The sequence below is a fragment of the uncultured Odoribacter sp. genome, assembly GCF_937966165.1.
Taxonomy (GTDB): Bacteria; Bacteroidota; Bacteroidia; order Bacteroidales; family Marinifilaceae; genus Culturomica.
Map to the genome: position 1 here is coordinate 1 of NZ_CALCLB010000033.1, position 19,408 is coordinate 19,408.

Here is a 19,408-nt window from a genome sequence, read left to right on the forward strand (position 1 = left end):
TAGCTTCATTATAGTGAATTATATATCTGTTTACTTTCCGGTAGAATGTCAAAAGGGCGAGGTAGCTCAGCTGGTTAGAGCGCATGATTCATAATCATGAGGTCGGCGGTTCAAGCCCGCCTCTCGCTACCAAACTAAGGATTACTGAACAAGCGTGTTCAATGGTACGTAATCGTAGAATTGAAAAATATTAACAGGTGTCTATAGCAAAGGGGACCCACCTCTTCCCATCCCGAACAGAGAAGTTAAGCCCTTTCACGCCGATGGTACTGCCGCACAGGTGGGAGAGTAGGTAGATGCCGAATTTAGAGAGCAGTTATGATGAAAATCATGACTGCTTTTTTCTTATAGACGGTCACTTTAATTTTTTCTCTGTATTTAAATAGAGGAGTTCTGTTTTAATGTTTATTTATGTGGTATTTCCTTTTTATTATTGGTAGTAATTTATAGAAAAATGATAATTCCCTTAGAAGTACAATTGGAATGTTTGCTTTTACTTGAATGATTCCTGTTGCCTCTCCACTGCAAAAATACTGATCGTATTTGTTTGTTTAAAACAAAAGAACGAATAGAGGATTTGAATGGAAAGGCAATATATCCACAGAAACACCTGTATATCGCTTAGAATAGGTGTTTCAAGGAGGGAAAGATAGGAACAAATAAATGAATTCTAACTAACCGTTCTGTATGCTTGAGGGGTGTAGCCTGTCAGTTTCTTAAAAAGCCGGGTGAAATGCTGGGGATACTGGAACCCCAGTTCATAAGCAACCTGACTGATTGTTTTATCCGGCTGAAGAACACGTTCTTTGGCAACGTTTATCAGTTTAAACTGGATGTACTCCTGAGCCGTCTTGCCGGTTTCTTTTTTCACCAGATCGCCGAAATAGTTGGGGGAAAGACAGAGTTCTCCCGCACAATATTTCACTGTGGGCAGTCCTTCCTGCTGTATGTATTCTCCGTTAAGATAGTCATCCAACAGTCGTTCAAAACGGGTCAATACGTCCCGGTTGACTTCCGAACGTGTGATAAACTGCCGTTCGTAAAAGCGCAGACAGTAATCGAGCAACATTTCGATATTGATGGCAATAAGCCGTTTGCTGTGACGGTCGATGGCATGTTCCAATTCATGTTGGATTTTCGTGAAGCATTCGATAACCATTTCCCGCTCGCGTTCCGAAAGATGAAGGGCTTCGTTCGATTCGTAGGAAAAGAAAGAATATTCTTTCATGTGCTGGCTGAGTGAAGTGCCGCGGATTAAATCGGGATGGAAAACCAATGCCCATCCTTTGGGCTGGAATATTTCACCTTTATCTTCTTTGCCGAACACCTGCCCCGGAGCAATACAAACAAGTGTTCCTTCCTGATAGTCGTAATGCTGACGTCCGTAAATCAGATCTCCGCATTTAACTTCTTTGAGGAAAATAGCATAAAATCCGAAAATATGCCGTGTGTGATGCATCGGCTGCACTTTTGACATGTCTATGACACTGGCTAACGGGTGGAATGTTTCAATTCCCAGCATTTGGTTGTATCCGGAAATTGTTTCGATATTCAAAATCTTTTTGTCCCTCATTTCCTTCTTTTATTTGTTTGAAAACAAAGATAGTTTTTTTCTGATAGTAATAGATACCCGGGCATCCCTAATCCGTAATTGCGGTTGGGATCTGTAAGGCTTCTACAGGAAAGCCGGAAGAAATACTTTAATTTTTATCTTGTAAACTTTAAAATAATAATTACAGAATAATTTTTTAGCACCTACCCCCGTCCCCGGGTGATAGAAAAGTTCTCCTCCGGTTATCTCTTTAATCTGATTTGCGATAATACGTGTATTTCCCGACCAAGAGAAATAAGCCACTAATACTTTCTTTGCCTCAGGGGCGTTCGGGGCGTTAACATTTGTTCCGGACATCATAATCATAGTTATAAATACAGAAAAACAATTTATTTTCATTTTTCTATCCTGATGAAGGAAATAGCCTTTATTTTTCTTTGATACAAAAATAAGCTGTATTATCCGGTTCTGCTGTAGATAAATTACCGATACTTATACCCCTATTACAGATTTAGTCGTTTTTAAACTTATTTGTTTTAAAGCTGCTTGGCCGGATAGCTGGATTTAGATTTAAATCCTGGGGAAAAGATTCCGGATGGTTGTTTCCCAGGGGGACTGGCTGATGTTTTGCTGGTTAAAAGAACTAACGTTTCCGATTCAATTCCTGATCCGAACCGAAGGACCATTTGTCAGCAAGTGCTCAGAAGCACTTTAATCCGGCACCAGATATCGTTAATCCTTTAATCAATCACTTACCAGTCAGGAAAAAGGAAGCGTTTTTAAACTTCTTTATCCTTTTTACTCGTTTTAAATCTAAAAATCGTAATTTTACCACAGAGAAAAGTTAGGAACTCAGAAGATTTAAGTGATTGATTCACATAATTAATCAGAGTTTTTTTATAAATAATGATTAAATCAGATAAATTTATGCGCATTGCTATTCCTCAACTCAATTATACTACAGGAAATATCCGGAAAAATTACGGAATCATGTTAGATGCTATTAAAAGAGCTCAGCAGATGCAAGCCGATTTAATTGTGTTTCCGGAGTTGTCAATTTGTGGTCCTTTTCCTCAGGATTTACTGGAGAGAGAAGCGTTTGTTAATGAATGCCGTTTAGTAGTAGATCAATTAGCTGCAGCGTGTGAGACTATAGCGGCTATTATTGGGGCTCCTAATCTGGATCTAAAAAGTGGAATTATGTATAACTCTGCTTATTTTATTCAGGATGGAGAAGTGAGAGATGGAGTGCATAAGACCATATTGAGTGATTACGATGTATTTGAAGAGAGCCGGTATTTTGTTGCGGGAGAGGAAAATATGCCGGTTATTTATAAAAATCAGAGAATACGGATTCTTTTTGATGAATATGAATCGGATTTTATAGAGAAGCCGGATAATATTGTTCTTTATCTGGGCATTACGCCTTTTACTACAGACAGTTTGGCATACCGGCAGGAGATTTTAAGAAATCTCTCCGGCAAATATTCCAAAAATATACTGGCAGTAAATATGGTAGGAGGAGCAACTTCGATTTTATTGGATGGTAATTCTTTGGGATATAATTATAAAGGTAAATACGTTATTCATTTAAAAGAATTTGAGACGGATTTTCAAATAATAGATACAAATAAAATGGGGACTTTGCCTGCTCTACAGGAGAATAAGGACGCTGATATTACTTTGATTCATCGGGCTTTGGTGTACGGTATCCGGGATTTTTTTGAAAAAAATGGATTTACGCATGCTGTTTTGGGACTTTCAGGAGGAATTGATTCTGCTATTGTAGCGGCTTTGGCTGCGGAAGCCATTGGACCGGAGAATGTGACGGGACTTCTGATGCCTTCCATTTATTCTACGGATCATTCCTTGAAAGATGCTTATGATTTAGCCCGAAATCTGGGGATTTCCCATCAGGTATTACCGATAAAAGACATATACGACCGGTATTTGCACCTCCTTTCTCCGGTTTTTGGAGATAAGCCTTTCAATGTTACGGAAGAGAATTTGCAGGCTCGTATTCGGGGGGCTTTGGTTATGGCAATGTCTAATAAATTCGGATATATTGCATTGAATACATCCAATAAGAGTGAAGTGGCGGTGGGATACGGGACGCTTTACGGGGATATGTGCGGTTCTTTAGGAGTAATAGGGGATGTTTACAAAACGGATATATACAAATTGGCTAAAGACATCAACCGGAAAAAAATCCTTATTCCGGAGAATACGATAAATAAAGCTCCTTCTGCTGAATTACGCCCGAATCAGAAAGATCAGGATTCTCTTCCGGATTATGCTCAACTGGATTCTATTTTAAAATTATATATAGAGGAGAATTTGTCTTTAGAAGAGATTTGCGGAAGGGGGTATCAGCGGGAAATTGCCGATAAGATTATTCGTTTAGTAGACCGGAATGAATATAAAAGAAATCAATGTCCGCCTATACTGAAAGTGAGTAAAAAAGCTTTCGGTCGTGGTAGGAGAGTACCTTTTTAAATAGTTAATTATGCAAATTATCAACGATCCTGATCTCCATTATAATTTATGTCAGATATGTATTGAAAGCCCTCATTCTTTGCTGTCGGAGCTCGACAAAAAGGTAAAACAGCAAATTACGGAAACGACCATTTGTATTTCTTATAAAAAGGGGGATTTGATTTATCTGGAAGGCCGGATGCCAATCGGGTTGTTATGCCTTGTAAGCGGGAAAGTCAAAATTTTTAAAGACGGTATTGGTGGACGGCAGCAGATCGTCCGGATGGCAAAGCCTATCGGGTTTATTGGTTACAGGGCTTTTTTTGCGGAGGAAATGCATATTGCATCCGCAGAGGCTCTGGAAGATTCGATTGTCTGCCGTATCAGAACAGAATTGATATTTGATATTGTCCGGACAAATCCAGAGTTTGCCATGAATATTATCCGTGCTCTCGCCACAGATCTTGGTTTTTCCAACCGTCGTACCGTGACCCTTACCCAGAAACATATACGGGGACGTTTGGCAGAAGCTTTACTGGTATTAAAAGATACTTATGGTTATGAAACAGATAATGCAACATTAAAAGTATGTTTGACAAGGGAAGATCTGGCCAATTTATCCAATATGACTACCGCCAACGCTATCCGTACCCTTTCCCATTTCGCCAGTGAAGGAATCGTAGAACTGGAGGGGAAAAAAATAAAAATTATCGATAAAGAAAAGCTGGAACAGGTGAATAATATGGGATGAGAGGGTAAATGTATATGTGTGTTATTGTTCAAATGTTTAAAGGCGTGAGCGAATAAAGGGTGAAAAGGATACAGTTAAAGGGGAGGAGAAAAATAGGGAAGTTTATCGGCTTTTTAGATTTCTGTGATCTGCTTTGATTGAAATTATTACAATTCTGGAATCCGATGATTAATGTTGATTGGTTATTTAAGGGAGCGGCTGTATAGTTAAAAAGAGGGGGTGTACAGCAGTTTGGAACAGAATTTCCGTATAAAAAATAGAATGCTGAGGATTAAATTCAGATGAAATGGAGAAAAAAGAATTGAGAAAGTATATACGCGAACTGAAAAAGAAGTATACAGCAGAGGAAAAAAAGCTGATGTCTGCTGAGGTATGGAAAAAATTGGAGCAGAATGAACATTTTCAGCAAGCGACAACAATTTTAGCCTATTGGTCGTTAGGGGATGAGTTGTGTACTCATGCATTTATAAAGCGTTGGGCCCGGGAAAAGACCTTTTTATTGCCTTGTGTCAAAGGAGATGAATTGGAATTACGTTACTTTGACGGGGAGGAAAAATTATGTCCCGGGGAGGGCTATGCAATACCCGAACCGGTAGGGAAACTGTTTACGGATTTTAATCGTATTGATTTAATACTCGTTCCCGGTATGGCTTTTGATGGGGACGGAAATCGTTTAGGGCGGGGGAAGGGATATTACGATAAAATTTTACAGAATTGTAATGCTTATAAAATCGGTCTGTGTTTTACCTTTCAGTTCGTAGAAAAAGTTCCTACAGAACCTCATGATATTCGGATGGATTTTGTCCTAAAATAGAAGATATTCCTGAAATCGGGAAAAAAGGAAAGACATTCATTAAAAAAAGCGACTAACCATAGTCGCTTTTTATTTTTAGGCTTGTTTAATAGCTTCCACCGGGCAAACTCCAGCGCAAGTGCCACATTCTGTACAAGCATCCGGGTCAATTTGATAGTGATCAGCACCCATTGAGATTGCTCCTACCGGGCATTCTCCTTCACATGTACCACAAGAAATACAATCATCAGATATTACGTAAGCCATTTTTTTAAATTTTATTGATTAATAATGGGCAAAATTAAAACCAATATTTGAAAGAAAAAAAGTTTTCAGCAGTTTTATTGAGAATTGAAAAAAAATTATAGAGGTTTAATAGTTATTAAACCCCGCAACACCTTCTGATAAGATACGTAACAACGAAAAACAGGGGCTCTCCCGGTGAGGCAGTATCTTTCCCAACACACACACATACGATAATACTGTCCCGGGGAGCCTTCCTGTTTTATAAGGCAATATAAAATTGAAATGCATCCGCTTGGAAAAATTCAGTACAATACTTTTCTCTTTGTAATAGAATTTATATCTTTGCCCACTGATTTTGTACGGGGAATAATAAAAATAGGTGCAATGGGAAAACAAATTGGCTTAGGTCCCCGGGGTTTAAATTTGTTTTTGAGTAGCACGTAATAGAAAGTATTATGCAAGTATTTGAATTAAAAGGAGAATTAAGAACTGATTTAGGCAAAAAGGCAACAAAAGTATTGAGGGAAGAGAACAAAGTTCCGTGTGTATTGTATGGCGGAAAAGAGAATGTTCATTTTTCTGTTGTAGAGAAAGATTTATCTAAATTGATTTACACTCCTTTAGTGTATCTTGTAAAAGTTACAGTAGATGGAAATTCCTACGATGCCGTTATGCGTGAAATTCAGTTTCATCCGGTAACAGATCGTATTCTGCACATTGATTTTTATCAGATTTCTGCTGAAAAACCGGTTATCATGGAAGTTCCGGTGAGGTTAAATGGTTTTGCAGAGGGTGTACAAGCTGGAGGTAAATTAGTTCAGGTGATCCGGAAATTGAAAGTAAAAGCTTTGCCTGCAAATTTACCGGGAGAAGTAGAATTGGATGTAACTACCTTAGGATTAGGAAAATCAATTAAGGTGAAAGAGTTGTCTTTCGATAATTTTGAAATAGTAAATGCGAAAGAAGTAGTTATTGCACAGGTAAAAGTAACAAGGGCATCTAAGTCTGTAGAATCTACTGATAAAAAATAGTTTAAAAGTAAAATATGAAGTATCTAATTGTGGGGTTGGGTAATATCGGCCCGGAATATCAGGATACGCGACATAATATCGGATTTAATGTATTGGACGCTTTTGCAAAGGCGTCCAATACTGTTTTTGAAGATAGGCGTTACGGAGCGGTGGCAGAGGTTAAATTGAAAGGGCGTCCCTTGATATTGTTAAAGCCCGGCACCTATATGAATCTGAGTGGCAAAGCTGTCAGTTATTGGATGCAGAAAGAAAAAATTGCTTTGGAAGATTTGCTTGTTTTGGTGGATGACCTGGCTTTACCTTTTGGGACGTTAAGGCTGAGGGGGCAGGGAAGTGATGGGGGACACAACGGATTGAAGAGCATTAATGACTGCTTGGGAACAACAAATTATGCCCGTTTACGTTTTGGTATTGGGAATGAATTTGCAAGAGGGCAACAGATCGATTATGTTTTAGGAGAATGGAGGGAAGAGGAAATGAAATATATGGGGAAATTGTTGGATTGTTGTAAAGAAATTATTAGTAGCTTTGTATTATTGGGATTATCTAAAACAATGACTTCCTTCAATGGAAAGAAAATTATAGAATCAGAATGAGCTGAAAAATATAGGTAAAGTTTATGTTGGAAGGGGATAAAATTAGGATAGACAAATGGTTGTGGGCCGTCCGGATTTTTAAAACCCGTTCTCTGGCAGCGGAAGCTTGTACCAAAGGGCATGTGAGAATAGGGGATGTAGCAGTGAAGGCTTCCAGGGAAGTCCGCTTGGGGGAAGTCGTCAGGGTAAGGTTGGCTCCGATTGAACGGCAATACCGGGTGAAGCAGCTTACAGATAAGAGGATGTCTGCTCAATTGGCTGTAAATTTTGTAGAAGATATAACGCCACAGGAACAGTTCGATTTATTGAATGCCGCCAAAGCTTACGGATTTGAGTACCGGGAAAGGGGGAGTGGGCGACCAACGAAACGGGACCGGAGAATGATAGACAGAATGAAAAACGGAGGTGAGGATTAAAAGTTCAGGGCCATGCTAATCGCAAGAGAGAAAAAAAAGACTAATATAGCTGAATATATCCTGTATATGTGGCAATTGGAAGCTATGTTGCGGGCACTTGGGCTGGATATACAACAGGTAAATGAAAAGTTGATCAGCCGTTATCAGGTGGATCAGTCAACGGCTCAGGAAATGTACGATTGGTATGAGAATCTCATCGAAATGATGCGCCTGGAGAAAGTGGAAAAGAGCGGTCATATTCAAGTCTTGAAAAATACTGTAAATGAGTTGAACGAATTGCATTTTTTCCTTTTACACGAAGCCCGGGATATGCGTTATCAACAGATTGTAACGCAGGCAGCCGCTAATTTGGTTGAATTCCGGGCAAAATCAGGAGTAGATGAAACCGTCGGAGATGTGGAATTGGCTCTGAACGCTTTGTATGGAATATTGATGTTGCGCCTGGAGAAAAAGGAAATTTCTGTTCAGACAGAGCAGGCAATGGGGACGTTCAGCAATATGATAGCCTATCTGGCTGCCCGGTATAAAAAAATGGAAGAGGAAGAGAAAAACTAAACTTATATAAAATAACCAGGCTTATGAAAACAACTTTACTTATTTTAGGGATGATATTTGCGGGAATGACGCTGTATGCCCAAACCAGTAAAAAAGAGTATCAGAAAAACTTTGATAAGGCCAGTATTACAGAGGTGGTTTTGTCGAATCGTTACGGACAGATTGATGTGGAACAAAAGAAGGCGGTTCAAATCAACGTTACAGCTACAATCAGCGTAACAGCTAAGAATAAGAGTAAAGCGGATGAATTTATAGAATATATCAATATCGAAGACGTCGTGTCCGGAAATTTTTTAAATGTGGAAACCACTTTTGGAAAAGATATGTTTTTTAAGCAGTTGCTTTCCGGATTAGAGATAAATATCGTTTATAAAGTCGTATTGCCCTATGGAATAAAACTGAGGATTGTGAATACGGAGGGAAATGTATTTATAGATAATTTTGAGGGAGATCTGGCTATAGATATAAAAAGTGGAAATTTTCAAATTGGCAGGATGAAAGGGGGGATATTACAAATTCAGCAAAGTGGAGGGAATTTTGTTGTGGCTGAAGTCAGTTCTTTGAACGGACAATTCAAAGACTGTGATTTGAAAATAGAGAAAGCAAAAGAAGCGAAACTGAACCTGGAAAAATGTAGTGGAACTATAGAGGAAGTGGCAAAATTGAATATAACATCCCGGGACGGAGAATTGAGATTGGGGGAAATTGAAGATATGGCAGGCACTTCCAGTTCTACAAAATATGAAATTCAGGATATCGGGAACGAATTGAGTATGAAAATGCGGTTTGGTGAAATAAATGTCCGGAATATTCATGCTGATTTCTCACTTGTTCAATTGACAACTAATTATACCAAGGTCGGTCTAACTTTCATGGAAGGTGCGGGTTATAATTTGGAACTGAAACACAATAAGGGATTAAAAATGGATTTGCCTTCCGATTTTCAACTTAGCCAACAGCCTACTTCTGAGAAAAACGTAGTAGTAGAGACGGGTTTTGTGGGAGATAAAAAACATTCCGGAAAAGTGAATTTAGAGATCAGAAACGGAAATTTGTATATTCAGTAAATTTCTATTCGGAAGAAATGGAAAGAAATGTCTGAAAAATAAACAAAGAAAGCGATTTTGTTAAAAATGTAACATTTTTCAATAATATTTTGGATAGCGGATTTTTACTTTTATATTTGTTGCGCTTAAAGAGAAAAATCATGTATAAAATAGTATTACATCATAACCATCATCATTGCCATCACTGTTTTCAGGTGAGATGATGCCGTTATGCCGTAATTCATTTTAAAGTATAATAAGCTCGCCTGGATCAGGCGGGCTTTTTTATTACCTTTCTGGTTCAGGTTCGGCTTTCAATTAAAAACGAACCTTATGACAAATCTTAAAATTGCAATTCAAAAATCGGGTCGGTTAAACGAGGATTCCCTGACTTTACTAAAGGAGTGTGGAATATCGGTTAATAATGGAAAAGATCAGTTGATGGCACAGGCTTCTAATTTTCAATTGGAGGTATTGTATTTGCGGAATTCGGATATTCCCCAGTATGTAAAAGATGGGGTGGCGGATGTAGCCATTATCGGGGATAATACAGAGAAAGAGAAAAAGACAGGGATCATGCATATATTGGATTTAGGTTTTTCCCGTTGCCGTTTGTCGATTGCTGTTCCTAAGAATGCGGTATTTTCAGGTCTGACTGATTTACAGGGGAAAAAGATAGCTACTTCTTATCCGAATTCTTTGAAGGATTTTTTAACGGAGAATGGGATTGAGGCGGAGATCCATGAGATATCCGGTTCTGTTGAAATTGCTCCCAATATTGGTTTGGCTGATGCGATTTGCGATTTGGTAAGTTCCGGAAGTACTCTTTTCAAGAATGGTTTAAAGGAAGTGTATAAAATCTTTGAGTCTGAAGCCATATTGGCCGCTAATCCTTATTTAGAGGGAGAGAAACGGGCATTACTGGATCAGTTGGTTTTTCGGATAAAAGCCGTGTTGGCTGCCAAAAATAGCAAATATATATTGTTGAATGCACCGGAACCGGCTTTAGACCGGATCTGTGCTTTGTTACCGGGAATGAAGAGTCCTACCGTGATGCCTTTAAAAGAACCGGGATGGGTATCTGTTCATTCCGTAGTAAATGAAACTAAATTCTGGGAAGTCATCGGGAGTTTAAAAAAAGCAGGTGCTGAAGGAATATTAATTATTCCGATAGAAAAAATGGTTTTATAATTACAGTAAAAGACAAAGAGATGGAAAAATGGATAAACCCGCGTTTACAGGATTGGGGAAAGATAACTGCCCGTCCGCAGCTTGGACAAGGGGATTTAGAGAATATATGCCGTGATATCTTTACGGAAGTACAGAAGGAAGGGGATAAAGCTTTGGTGAAATACACCTGGTATTTTGACCGGGTTAGAATAGGAAATTTTAGAGTAAGTGAGGAAGAAATAACGGAGGCGGAGGAGGAAGTCGGCATGGCTTTGAAGGATGCTATCCGGGAAGCGGCCCGGAATATAGAAGCTTTTCATTTAAAACAATTGCCCGGTAGTTGTGAATATGAAAGTGGGAAAGGCTTCAGGTGTTGGCAGGAGGTGAGAGGAATCGAACGGGTCGGATTATATATTCCCGGGGGAAGTGCTCCTTTGTTTTCTACAGTATTGATGTTAGTTATCCCGGCGCGGATAGCCGGCTGCCGGGAAATTGTGATCTGTACTCCTCCCGGCCCGGAAGGGAAGGTGCATCCGGCTATTTTATGGGCTGCGCGGTATTGCGGGGCGACTGCTATTTATAAAGTAGGGGGAATTCAGGCCGTAGCAGCATTGACTTTAGGAACTGAAAGTATCCCCCGCGTTTCTAAAATATTGGGTCCCGGGAATCAGTATGTTACTGCAGCAAAGCGTTTTGCCGGAAATTATGGGGTAGCTATGGATATGCCGGCCGGTCCTTCAGAAGTTTTAATCGTTGCCGACAGTACAGCCCGGCCCGAATTTCTTGCAGCCGATTTATTGTCGCAGGCAGAGCATGGGAAAGACAGTCAGGTCGTATTAGTGACCTGGTGTCCAGATTTGCTGGAAAAAGTGGAACGGGAAACAGAACGGCAGATGGAAATGTTGCCTCGTTGTGAAATTGCCCGGGCTGCCTGGGCAAATGCGCGTTTTGTCGTTTTAGAGACTCCGGAAATGTGTATGCGGTTTGTAAATGAATATGCTCCCGAACATCTGTTGTTAAGTGTGGAAAATTGCCGGGATTATATTGCTGACATTCGGAATGCCGGATCTGTTTTTTTGGGAAACTATTCTCCGGAGAGCGTCGGAGATTATGCTTCCGGTACAAATCATACCTTACCGACGGGTGCTTTTGCTAAAGCTTATAGCGGTATCAATGTGGATGCTTTTCTGAAGAAAATCAGCTTTCAGGAGATTGGTGAGGAAGGACTTCGGTATCTGGCCCCTGTCATTATGACAATGGCAGAACAGGAACACTTATATGCTCATAAAAATGCAGTGCAGATAAGAATTAATAACGTCGGAACAGAACAGAAAAAATGATGAATATTCAGAAACTTATCCGGAAAAATATCCGGCTTTTGCAGCCTTATTCCTGCGCCCGGCAGGAATATACGGGGGGGAAAGCCATTTTTTTAGATGCTAATGAAAATCCGTTTGACAATGGTTTTAACCGTTATCCTGATCCTTTTCAGCGGGCAGTTAAAGAGGTGTTAGCAAAATATAAGCAGGTGAAGGAATCGCAGATAATTCTTGGTAACGGAAGTGATGAAATTATCGATTTGCTTATCCGCTGCTTCTGTCAGCCCGGGAAAGACAATGTGATTGTCTTTTCCCCCGGCTATTCGATGTATGAAGTGAGTGCAGCTATTAATGAGGTTGGAGTCAGGAAAATCAATCTCCGGGCGGATTTGCAGCCGGATGGGGAAGAGGCGGAAAAGCAGACGGATTTTTTTACGAAAATAATTTTTTTATGTACGCCGAATAATCCGTTGGGGAATATTATCCCTTTAAAGGAAATTGAAAAAATATGCGGAAAATTCAAGGGTTTGGTGGTGGTAGATGAAGCTTATATTGACTTTGCAGATTCTCCTTCAGCTCTCTCTTTATTAGGAAAGTATGAAAATTTATTTGTATTACAGACTTTATCTAAAGCGTGGGGAATGGCTGGATTACGTTTGGGAATCGGATATGGTTGTCCGGTTCTTATCGAAATTTTGAACCGGGTAAAGACTCCCTATAATGTGGGCATTCTCGCTCAGCGTACTGCATTGGACGTTTTGAAAAAAAGAGAGGAGTTTGATGAAAAACGGATGGTCATAAAAACGGAGAGGGAACGTTTATTCCGGGCTTTCAGTCAATTGGATTTATTTGAATCTGTATATCCTTCTGAGGCGAACTTTATATTGGTGACCTTGGCGGATTTCAGGGAGCTGTATGATTTCTTACTGCGGCGAAAAATAATTGTCCGGCAGCGGAATATGCCGCCTTTGATTAGAGGGGGACTTCGTATCAGTGTGGGAATTCCGGAAGAAAACGACCGTTTATTAACTCTGCTGGCTGAGTGGAAATCAGTAAAAAGGACAGGAATATGTTGAAGAAAAAAATCTTATTTATAGACCGGGATGGTACCGTATTACGGGAGCCTCCTGCCGATTATCAGATCGATTGTCTGGAAAAATTTGAATTTATGCCCGGGGTTATCGGAGCATTGCGGGAACTTGCAGAAAAAACGGACTATCGGTTGGTAATGGTAAGTAATCAGGACGGATTGGGAACTTCTGCTTTTCCGCTGGAGGATTTTTTGCCCTATCAGCAATTGATGCTAAAGACCTTGGAAGGAGAAGGGGTTTGTTTTGACGAAATATTAATCGATACAAGTTTGCCGGAGGAACATTCTGACCGGCGGAAACCGGCCCCCGGAATGGTGGAAAAATACCTGAATGAACTGTTGGACCGGGAAAACTCCTATGTGATTGGAGACCGCTTATCCGATATGCAGTTGGCTGCAAATATGGGAATCCGGGGGATTTATATAGGGGAAGAGCCGTTTACTGAATTACCGGTTGTATGTTGTGCGAAGTCCTGGCAGGAGGTGCTGGTTTTTTTGAGAAAAGGGTGCCGCAGGACAAAAGTTGAGCGTCGGACTTCAGAAACTTACGTATGTGCGGAATTGGATTTAAACGGGAGCGGGAAAGCCGAAATCGACACCGGTATTGCTTTTTTCGATCATATGCTGGAGCAGATTGCCCGACATGGCGGAGTGGATCTGGTGTTGCAAGTGAAAGGAGATTTGAAAGTGGACGAACACCATACCATAGAAGATACTGCTATTGTTTTGGGAACTTGTTTCCGGGAAGCTTTAGGCAGTAAAAGAGGGATAGAGCGATATGGATTTGCCTTGCCAATGGACGAATCGAGAGCAGAGGTCTTGCTGGATTTCGGAGGGCGGGTGTGTCTGATGTGGAAAGCTGATTTTACGCGGGAATATGTGGGAGATTTTCCAACAGAAATGACCCGGCATTTTTTTGCATCATTTTGTGAAAGTAGCAAATGCAATTTACATATTGAAGCTACGGGCGGAAATGCCCATCATCTGATTGAGGCTATTTTTAAAGCTTTTGCCCGTTCGCTGCGGATGGCTATACGCCAGACCAGTACGGTTATCCCTTCGTCCAAGGGAATTATTTAAAACGCAAGGAAATGAAAATTGTCATAATCGATTACGGAGCAGGAAATGTATACTCTGTTCAGTCGGCTATACGCAGACTGGGATATGAAACGGTAGTCAGCACAGCGGCTGCAGTGATCCGGACTGCAGACCGGGTTATTTTTCCAGGTGTGGGGCAAGCTTCTGCTGCTATGGAAAAAATACGCGGAAACGGACTTGATATACTGCTCCCTCAATTGGAAATGCCCGTTTTAGGAATCTGTTTGGGAATGCAATTGATGTGTAGCTATACAGAAGAGGAAGATACGCCGGGTTTAGGAATTTTTCCGGTTAGAGTAAAGAAATTCAGTGGGATTGAGAAAGTACCGCATATGGGGTGGAATACAATAGAAGGGTTGAAAACGGCTTTATTTGAGGATATAGCTGAGGGAGAACGGATGTATTTTGTACATTCTTATGCTGTTCCCGAAAATGAATATTGTATTGCCCGTTGTGATTACGGAGAAAGCTTTTCAGCAGCTGTTGCCAGAAACAATTTTTATGGTTGTCAGTTTCATCCGGAAAAGTCCTCCCGGGCCGGAGAGAAAATATTGAGGAATTTTATAAACCAATAATAGGAGTAGAAATATGGAAATTATACCGGCAATAGATATTATCGATGGAAAATGTGTCCGTTTGATGCAGGGAAATTACAGCCAATGTAAGATATATCCGGAAGCGCCGCTGGAAATCGCTAAGAAATTTGAGGCTTTGGGAATAAAGCGTTTGCATTTGGTGGATCTGGACGGAGCTAAATCTACCCGGGTGGTCAATATCCGGATTTTGGAACAAATCTGTAAAAAAACGGGTTTGGCTGTTGATTTCGGAGGAGGAATAAAATCGGATGAAGACCTTAAAAAAGTGTTTGATGCCGGAGCGGCTTTCGTTTGTATAGGAAGTATGGCGCAGACTGACGTAGAGAAAGTGTCGGAATGGATCCGTTTATACGGTAAGGATAGCATTATTATCGGTGCGGATATCTGGAATACCAAAGTATGTATTCAAGGCTGGAAGAAAGTGACGGATACAACTATTTTTCAGCTGGTGGATAGATACAAAGAACAGATAAAATACCTGATGTGTACCGATATTGCCAGAGATGGGATGTTAAGGGGAGCTGCCCTTACTTTATATGCGGACTTACAAAGGCGATATCCTTTTTTGAATCTGATTGCTTCCGGAGGGGTCTCTGGGGTAGAGGATTTAAGGCATTTGGCTCAGTTGGAACTCTATGGAGCAGTCATTGGAAAAGCTATTTATGAGAATAAAATCACTTTTTCAGATCTTTCCTGCCGGTTTTAAACAGGAGGAAAGAGAGCGTAATTTTTAAAGCAAAACCGGTTAAAAAAGTGTTATATGTTAGCGAAGCGTATTATTCCCTGTTTGGATGTTATGAATGGCAGAACAGTAAAAGGAGTACATTTTTTGGATTTAAGAGATGCCGGAGATGTGGTGGAATTGGGTAAAAAATATTCGGAAGAAGGGGCAGATGAATTGGTTTTTTTGGATATTACGGCCAGTAACGATAGGAGAAAGACGATGTTGGACTGGGTAGAGAAAGTGGGTCGAGAGATTACTATTCCTTTTACGGTAGGAGGAGGAATTACGTCCGAAAAAGATGTGGAAGCCTTGCTGAAAAAAGGGGCAGATAAAATATCAGTTAACTCTTCGGTATTAGCTGATCCGGATTTGATTGATCGTTTGGCTTATTCGTTTGGAAAACAGTGTATTGTAGTGGCGATAGACGCAAGGGAGGAGGGAGGCAGGTGGAATGTTTACAGCAGGGGCGGAAGAGTACGGACGTCCAGGGAGCTTTTTTCCTGGGCACTGGAAGCAGAGGAAAGGGGAGGAGGGGAGCTCCTTTTTACTTCCATGAACCATGATGGTACGCATAAAGGTTTCGCTTGTGAAGCTTTGGCAAAGATAGGAGAGAAGGCCGGAATTCCGGTGATTGCTTCTGGCGGAGCTGGCCGGGTGGAAGATTTTTACCGTGTTTTTCAATATGGAAAAGCTGATGCAGCCCTTGCTGCTGGTATTTTTCATTACGGGGAAATTGGGATTAAAGAAGTAAAAGATTATTTGAAGAGAAAAGGAATAATTGTCAGATAACGCTATGAATATAAGAGGATATGAAAGTATGGTATCGACAGTATCATTAAAAGAATTAATAAAGGTAAAAAAGTTTCAGGTGGACTAAAATGATAAATACATGAAAACAGAGATATTGAAATTTGACGAAAAGGGATTAATTCCGGCTATTATACAGGATTCAGAAACGGGAAGGGTATTGATGCAGGCCTATATGAATAGGGAATCTTTAGAGAAAACCCTGGCATGCGGAAAAGTATGTTTTTACAGCCGTTCGCGACAGTGTTTGTGGACTAAGGGAGAAGAAAGCGGTCATTTTTTATACTTGAAGGAAATTTTATCCGATTGTGATAACGATTCATTACTACTGAAGGTGGAACCTGCTGGTCCTGTTTGTCATACCGGGGAAGATACTTGTTGGGGAGAGACGAATGAGCATCCGGATTTTCTTTTTTATCTGCAGGAATATCTGAAGAAGAGGAAAGATAATTCTCCGGAAGAATCCTATACGGCCCGTTTAATCTCATATGGGATAAATAAAGTGGCACAGAAAGTAGGGGAGGAAGCGGTGGAGTTGGTGATTGAAGCAAAGGATGACAATGAAATTTTATTTTTAAATGAGGCGGCTGATCTGATGTATCACTATCTGGTTCTGCTGATTGCAAAAGGATATGGGCTGGAAGATGTGATTGCCGTTTTGAGAAACAGACATAAATAATCTTGTACAGGTTCCGAATGACCGATTGGGAGTTCGGAACCTAAGCATTTAGTATTTTCCACAAAGCATCTTTCAGTGCAGTAATACCTTCTCCGGTAACGGAAGAAATAAAAACGTAAGGCAGATCCGGTAAATCCGATTCCATTTCCGCCATTAATTCGGCATCGGCGCAATCGCATTTCGTAATAGCCAGCACTCTTTTTTTATCCAGTAATTCCGGATTGTATTCCTTCAATTCGTTCAATAGAATTTTGTATTCCTGATGGATATCCGGGGAGTCTACCGGAATCATAAATAAAAGTACAGAATTGCGTTCAATATGGCGCAGAAAGCGTATACCCAACCCTTTGCCAAGGTGGGCTCCCTCAATGATCCCGGGTATATCGGCCATGACAAAAGACTGGTTCTCACGGTAACTAACGATACCCAGGTTGGGTACTAAAGTGGTAAAAGGATAATTGGCAATCTCCGGTTTGGCTGCAGATACGACAGAGAGTAAAGTAGATTTGCCTGCGTTGGGGAAACCAACTAATCCCACATCTGCCAGCACTTTTAATTCCAGGATGACGGTGCGTTCTATGCGGGGTTCTCCCGGTTGGGCATAGCGGGGGGTCTGATTGGTCGCGGATTTGAAATTCCAGTTCCCTAAACCTCCGCGTCCTCCTTTAACCAGGATTTTTTCGCTATTGTCTTCTGTGATCTCGCTTATTATTTCTCCCGTATCAGCATCCCGGGCAACCGTTCCCAGAGGGACATCGATGATTTTATCTTCCCCGTCGGCACCGCTGCAACGGGATTCGCTGCCTCCTTCCCCGTCTCCGGCAAACACATGGCGCTGGTATTTGAGGTGGATTAAGGTCCAGTAATTCCGGTTCCCTCTGAGAATAACATGGCCTCCTCTTCCTCCGTCCCCTCCGTCTGGACCTCCTTTGGCTGTCATCTTATCCCGGTGCAGATGGGCAGAACCTTTACCACCAGCGCCACTGCGGCAGAATATTTTTACATAGTCAATGAAGTTTGTTGAAGCCATAAAATTCAATTTTTATTTAAATGATGCGGTAAAGTTTTTTGTTTTTTGCGCCGGTTTTATTCCGGATTACTTAAAATGTATAAATCCGGATAATTGCGTCCCAGACCGTCATAATCCAGACCTCTTCCTACGACAAAATCGTTTTCAAGTTCCAGGGCACAATAATCCACTTTTATATCGTAGGTCAGGGCTTTCGGTTTATAAAACATGGTGGCTATTTTAATGGCCTTCGGCCTTTTTTCTTGAAGATATTCGATTAAGTAAGTCATAGACCTGCCGGAATCGATCATATCTTCCAGTATGACAATCGTCCGGCCAGCCAGATTTACATTACACCCGATCAATTCTTTAATTTTCCCTGTAGATGAAGTTCCTGCATAGGAAGCAATTTTCATAAAACAAATTTCGGTTCCCGGTACAGTAATTTGTTTTAAAAGGTCGGAAGTAAACATAAACGAACCGTTCAGTATACTGAGAAACAACGGTTGTGTATCTTTCAGATCACTGTTTATTTTATCTGCAACTTTAGCAATGGCCTGATCGATTGTTGCCGCATCAATGAGCAGTTCAAATTCTTTGTCGTGTAATTTTACTTTTTTCATCGCTGTATGCTGTTTATCTCTTGTTGGAACCTTAGATTTGTTTTTTTTTATTTACTTTGTGCAAAAGTAATGTTTTTACGGTATATTTCGGCAGAAAGATCAGAAATAACGTTTACATTGTTGTGAAGCACGGAATTACCGCTTTACTCTTGTCTTTGACGGAAGGGAGTGAAACATGTCCTGAAAATAAGGCAGAAGGTTACTATCAGGATAGGGAAGAGGATGAAAGGCAGAGAAACGTAAAAAGATCATATTTAAAATCTGAGAATAATGACACCAAAAGTTAGTATTATTATGGGAAGTACTTCGGATTTGCCGGTAATGGAAAAGGCGGCCGAAGTTTTGAACAGTTTTTGTATTCCTTTTGAAATGAATGCCCTATCTGCTCACAGAACCCCTGCAGAGGTAGAAAATTTTGCCAAAAATGCTGCGAAAAGAGGGATTCAGGTAATTATTGCGGGAGCCGGAATGGCAGCTCATTTGCCGGGAGTCATTGCAGCGATGACTCCGCTTCCTGTTATCGGTGTGCCGATAAAATCTTCCATAGAAGGTATGGATGCGCTATTAGCTATTGTTCAGATGCCTCCGGGTATCCCTGTTGCTACAGTTGCTATCAACGGAGCTATGAATGCTGGTATTTTAGCTGCACAGATCTTAGCGGTGGAAGATGGAAAATTGAAAGAAAAAATCCTTTCTTACAAGGAATCGCTGAAAAAGAAAATTGTAGATGCGAATAAAGAATTGGCTCAGGTGGAGTATGCTTTTAAGACCAATTGATTTTGAACCGCTGAAGGGAGGGGCGAAAGCAGTCTTTTTAATACTTCCTCACAGA

Annotated in this window: 22 protein-coding genes, 1 tRNA gene and 1 rRNA gene; 19 read left to right on the forward strand and 5 right to left on the reverse strand. The window is 40.7% G+C overall.

Annotation, left to right across the window (positions count from 1 at the left end; genetic code table 11):
• Positions 1–55 precede the first annotated feature (55 nt).
• Together Q0465_RS12790 and rrf are read left to right on the forward strand one after the other, a co-directional pair.
• Positions 56–132, forward strand: a tRNA-Met gene (locus Q0465_RS12790).
• A 61-nt stretch (positions 133–193) separates the two neighbouring features.
• Positions 194–305: ribosomal RNA gene (gene rrf / locus Q0465_RS12795) — 5S ribosomal RNA — on the forward strand.
• Positions 306–670: 365 nt separating this feature from the next.
• Here rrf and Q0465_RS12800 read toward each other — a convergent pair.
• Complete coding sequence (locus tag Q0465_RS12800) at positions 671–1,573, reverse strand: AraC family transcriptional regulator (protein WP_298616760.1); 903 nt, start codon at positions 1,571–1,573, stop codon at positions 671–673.
• 102 nt (positions 1,574–1,675) lie between these two features.
• Positions 1,676–1,951 (reverse strand): hypothetical protein, encoded by a 276-nt coding sequence (locus tag Q0465_RS12805; protein WP_298616761.1) that lies wholly within the window; start codon positions 1,949–1,951, stop codon positions 1,676–1,678.
• A gap of 528 nt (positions 1,952–2,479) precedes the next feature.
• Here Q0465_RS12805 and Q0465_RS12810 point away from each other — a divergent pair.
• From Q0465_RS12810 to Q0465_RS12820, 3 genes are all read left to right on the forward strand, one after another.
• Positions 2,480–4,048 (forward strand): NAD+ synthase, encoded by a 1,569-nt coding sequence (locus Q0465_RS12810; protein ID WP_298616762.1) that lies wholly within the window; start codon positions 2,480–2,482, stop codon positions 4,046–4,048.
• A gap of 10 nt (positions 4,049–4,058) precedes the next feature.
• Complete coding sequence (locus Q0465_RS12815) at positions 4,059–4,778, forward strand: Crp/Fnr family transcriptional regulator (protein WP_298616763.1); 720 nt, start codon at positions 4,059–4,061, stop codon at positions 4,776–4,778.
• A gap of 286 nt (positions 4,779–5,064) precedes the next feature.
• Positions 5,065–5,592 carry a 5-formyltetrahydrofolate cyclo-ligase gene (locus tag Q0465_RS12820; RefSeq protein WP_298616764.1) on the forward strand — a complete coding sequence of 176 codons (528 nt, stop codon included), beginning with the start codon at positions 5,065–5,067 and terminating at the stop codon, positions 5,590–5,592.
• Between the two features lie 75 nt (positions 5,593–5,667).
• Here Q0465_RS12820 and Q0465_RS12825 read toward each other — a convergent pair whose 3' ends face one another.
• Positions 5,668–5,838 (reverse strand): 4Fe-4S binding protein, encoded by a 171-nt coding sequence (locus Q0465_RS12825; protein WP_009136856.1) that lies wholly within the window; start codon positions 5,836–5,838, stop codon positions 5,668–5,670.
• 434 nt (positions 5,839–6,272) lie between these two features.
• Between Q0465_RS12825 and Q0465_RS12830 the strand changes: the two genes are divergently transcribed.
• The 13 genes from Q0465_RS12830 to hisIE all read left to right on the forward strand — a co-directional run bounded on the left by Q0465_RS12830 (position 6,273) and on the right by hisIE (position 16,944).
• Complete coding sequence (locus Q0465_RS12830) at positions 6,273–6,848, forward strand: 50S ribosomal protein L25/general stress protein Ctc (RefSeq protein ID WP_298616765.1); 576 nt, start codon at positions 6,273–6,275, stop codon at positions 6,846–6,848.
• Between the two features lie 14 nt (positions 6,849–6,862).
• Positions 6,863–7,444 carry an aminoacyl-tRNA hydrolase gene (pth, locus tag Q0465_RS12835; protein WP_298616766.1) on the forward strand — a complete coding sequence of 194 codons (582 nt, stop codon included), beginning with the start codon at positions 6,863–6,865 and terminating at the stop codon, positions 7,442–7,444.
• Between the two features lie 23 nt (positions 7,445–7,467).
• On the forward strand, positions 7,468–7,860 hold the full coding sequence (locus Q0465_RS12840; protein ID WP_298616767.1) for an RNA-binding S4 domain-containing protein: 393 nt from the start codon (positions 7,468–7,470) through the stop codon (positions 7,858–7,860).
• Between the two features lie 12 nt (positions 7,861–7,872).
• Positions 7,873–8,415: a DUF4924 family protein gene (locus tag Q0465_RS12845; RefSeq protein WP_298616768.1), complete on the forward strand. Its 543-nt coding sequence runs from the start codon at positions 7,873–7,875 to the stop codon at positions 8,413–8,415.
• 23 nt (positions 8,416–8,438) lie between these two features.
• A complete protein-coding gene (locus Q0465_RS12850) occupies positions 8,439–9,482 on the forward strand; it encodes a hypothetical protein (protein WP_298616769.1) in 1,044 nt (347 codons plus the stop codon).
• A gap of 312 nt (positions 9,483–9,794) precedes the next feature.
• Positions 9,795–10,652: an ATP phosphoribosyltransferase gene (gene hisG / locus Q0465_RS12855; RefSeq protein ID WP_298616770.1), complete on the forward strand. Its 858-nt coding sequence runs from the start codon at positions 9,795–9,797 to the stop codon at positions 10,650–10,652.
• A gap of 20 nt (positions 10,653–10,672) precedes the next feature.
• Entirely contained in the window at positions 10,673–11,971 is a 1,299-nt protein-coding gene (gene hisD, locus Q0465_RS12860; RefSeq protein ID WP_298616771.1) for a histidinol dehydrogenase, read from the forward strand.
• Entirely contained in the window at positions 11,968–13,026 is a 1,059-nt protein-coding gene (gene hisC / locus Q0465_RS12865; protein ID WP_298616772.1) for a histidinol-phosphate transaminase, read from the forward strand. The genes hisD and hisC overlap by 4 nt, the downstream gene beginning before the upstream one ends.
• Positions 13,023–14,120: a bifunctional histidinol-phosphatase/imidazoleglycerol-phosphate dehydratase HisB gene (gene hisB, locus Q0465_RS12870; protein ID WP_298616800.1), complete on the forward strand. Its 1,098-nt coding sequence runs from the start codon at positions 13,023–13,025 to the stop codon at positions 14,118–14,120. Before hisC ends, hisB begins: the two co-directional genes overlap by 4 nt.
• An 11-nt stretch (positions 14,121–14,131) precedes the next feature.
• Positions 14,132–14,713 (forward strand): imidazole glycerol phosphate synthase subunit HisH, encoded by a 582-nt coding sequence (hisH, locus tag Q0465_RS12875; protein ID WP_298616773.1) that lies wholly within the window; start codon positions 14,132–14,134, stop codon positions 14,711–14,713.
• A 13-nt stretch (positions 14,714–14,726) separates the two neighbouring features.
• Positions 14,727–15,440, forward strand: coding sequence for a 1-(5-phosphoribosyl)-5-[(5-phosphoribosylamino)methylideneamino]imidazole-4-carboxamide isomerase (gene hisA / locus Q0465_RS12880; protein ID WP_298616774.1), 714 nt, complete (start codon positions 14,727–14,729; stop codon positions 15,438–15,440).
• A gap of 54 nt (positions 15,441–15,494) precedes the next feature.
• Complete coding sequence (gene hisF / locus Q0465_RS12885; protein WP_298616775.1) at positions 15,495–16,247, forward strand: imidazole glycerol phosphate synthase subunit HisF; 753 nt, start codon at positions 15,495–15,497, stop codon at positions 16,245–16,247.
• A gap of 100 nt (positions 16,248–16,347) precedes the next feature.
• Positions 16,348–16,944 carry a bifunctional phosphoribosyl-AMP cyclohydrolase/phosphoribosyl-ATP diphosphatase HisIE gene (gene hisIE / locus Q0465_RS12890; RefSeq protein ID WP_298616776.1) on the forward strand — a complete coding sequence of 199 codons (597 nt, stop codon included), beginning with the start codon at positions 16,348–16,350 and terminating at the stop codon, positions 16,942–16,944.
• Positions 16,945–16,984: 40 nt separating this feature from the next.
• Here hisIE and obgE read toward each other — a convergent pair whose 3' ends face one another.
• Positions 16,985–17,974 (reverse strand): GTPase ObgE, encoded by a 990-nt coding sequence (gene obgE, locus Q0465_RS12895; protein WP_298616777.1) that lies wholly within the window; start codon positions 17,972–17,974, stop codon positions 16,985–16,987.
• A 56-nt stretch (positions 17,975–18,030) separates the two neighbouring features.
• A complete protein-coding gene (locus Q0465_RS12900) occupies positions 18,031–18,576 on the reverse strand; it encodes a phosphoribosyltransferase (protein WP_298616778.1) in 546 nt (181 codons plus the stop codon).
• A 270-nt stretch (positions 18,577–18,846) separates the two neighbouring features.
• Between Q0465_RS12900 and purE the strand changes: the two genes are divergently transcribed.
• A complete protein-coding gene (gene purE, locus Q0465_RS12905; RefSeq protein ID WP_298616779.1) occupies positions 18,847–19,353 on the forward strand; it encodes a 5-(carboxyamino)imidazole ribonucleotide mutase in 507 nt (168 codons plus the stop codon).
• Positions 19,354–19,408 lie beyond the last annotated feature (55 nt).

Bases quoted from the DNA above. Each gene is read 5' to 3' on its own strand.
- Q0465_RS12900 (WP_298616778.1), bottom strand. From the start codon at position 18,576: ATGAAAAAAGTAAAATTACACGACAAAGAATTTGAACTGCTCATTGAT.
- Q0465_RS12820 (WP_298616764.1), top strand. From the start codon at position 5,065: ATGGAGAAAAAAGAATTGAGAAAGTATATACGCGAACTGAAAAAGAAG.
- hisG (WP_298616770.1), top strand. From the start codon at position 9,795: ATGACAAATCTTAAAATTGCAATTCAAAAATCGGGTCGGTTAAACGAG.
- hisF (WP_298616775.1), top strand. From the start codon at position 15,495: ATGTTAGCGAAGCGTATTATTCCCTGTTTGGATGTTATGAATGGCAGA.
- Q0465_RS12850 (WP_298616769.1), top strand. From the start codon at position 8,439: ATGAAAACAACTTTACTTATTTTAGGGATGATATTTGCGGGAATGACG.
- Q0465_RS12815 (WP_298616763.1), top strand. From the start codon at position 4,059: ATGCAAATTATCAACGATCCTGATCTCCATTATAATTTATGTCAGATA.
- hisD (WP_298616771.1), top strand. From the start codon at position 10,673: ATGGAAAAATGGATAAACCCGCGTTTACAGGATTGGGGAAAGATAACT.
- Q0465_RS12825 (WP_009136856.1), bottom strand. From the start codon at position 5,838: ATGGCTTACGTAATATCTGATGATTGTATTTCTTGTGGTACATGTGAA.
- Q0465_RS12810 (WP_298616762.1), top strand. From the start codon at position 2,480: ATGCGCATTGCTATTCCTCAACTCAATTATACTACAGGAAATATCCGG.
- hisIE (WP_298616776.1), top strand. From the start codon at position 16,348: ATGAAAACAGAGATATTGAAATTTGACGAAAAGGGATTAATTCCGGCT.
- Q0465_RS12830 (WP_298616765.1), top strand. From the start codon at position 6,273: ATGCAAGTATTTGAATTAAAAGGAGAATTAAGAACTGATTTAGGCAAA.
- Q0465_RS12845 (WP_298616768.1), top strand. From the start codon at position 7,873: ATGCTAATCGCAAGAGAGAAAAAAAAGACTAATATAGCTGAATATATC.
- hisC (WP_298616772.1), top strand. From the start codon at position 11,968: ATGATGAATATTCAGAAACTTATCCGGAAAAATATCCGGCTTTTGCAG.
- hisA (WP_298616774.1), top strand. From the start codon at position 14,727: ATGGAAATTATACCGGCAATAGATATTATCGATGGAAAATGTGTCCGT.
- pth (WP_298616766.1), top strand. From the start codon at position 6,863: ATGAAGTATCTAATTGTGGGGTTGGGTAATATCGGCCCGGAATATCAG.
- hisH (WP_298616773.1), top strand. From the start codon at position 14,132: ATGAAAATTGTCATAATCGATTACGGAGCAGGAAATGTATACTCTGTT.
- Q0465_RS12800 (WP_298616760.1), bottom strand. From the start codon at position 1,573: ATGAGGGACAAAAAGATTTTGAATATCGAAACAATTTCCGGATACAAC.
- Q0465_RS12805 (WP_298616761.1), bottom strand. From the start codon at position 1,951: ATGAAAATAAATTGTTTTTCTGTATTTATAACTATGATTATGATGTCC.
- Q0465_RS12840 (WP_298616767.1), top strand. From the start codon at position 7,468: ATGTTGGAAGGGGATAAAATTAGGATAGACAAATGGTTGTGGGCCGTC.
- obgE (WP_298616777.1), bottom strand. From the start codon at position 17,974: ATGGCTTCAACAAACTTCATTGACTATGTAAAAATATTCTGCCGCAGT.
- purE (WP_298616779.1), top strand. From the start codon at position 18,847: ATGACACCAAAAGTTAGTATTATTATGGGAAGTACTTCGGATTTGCCG.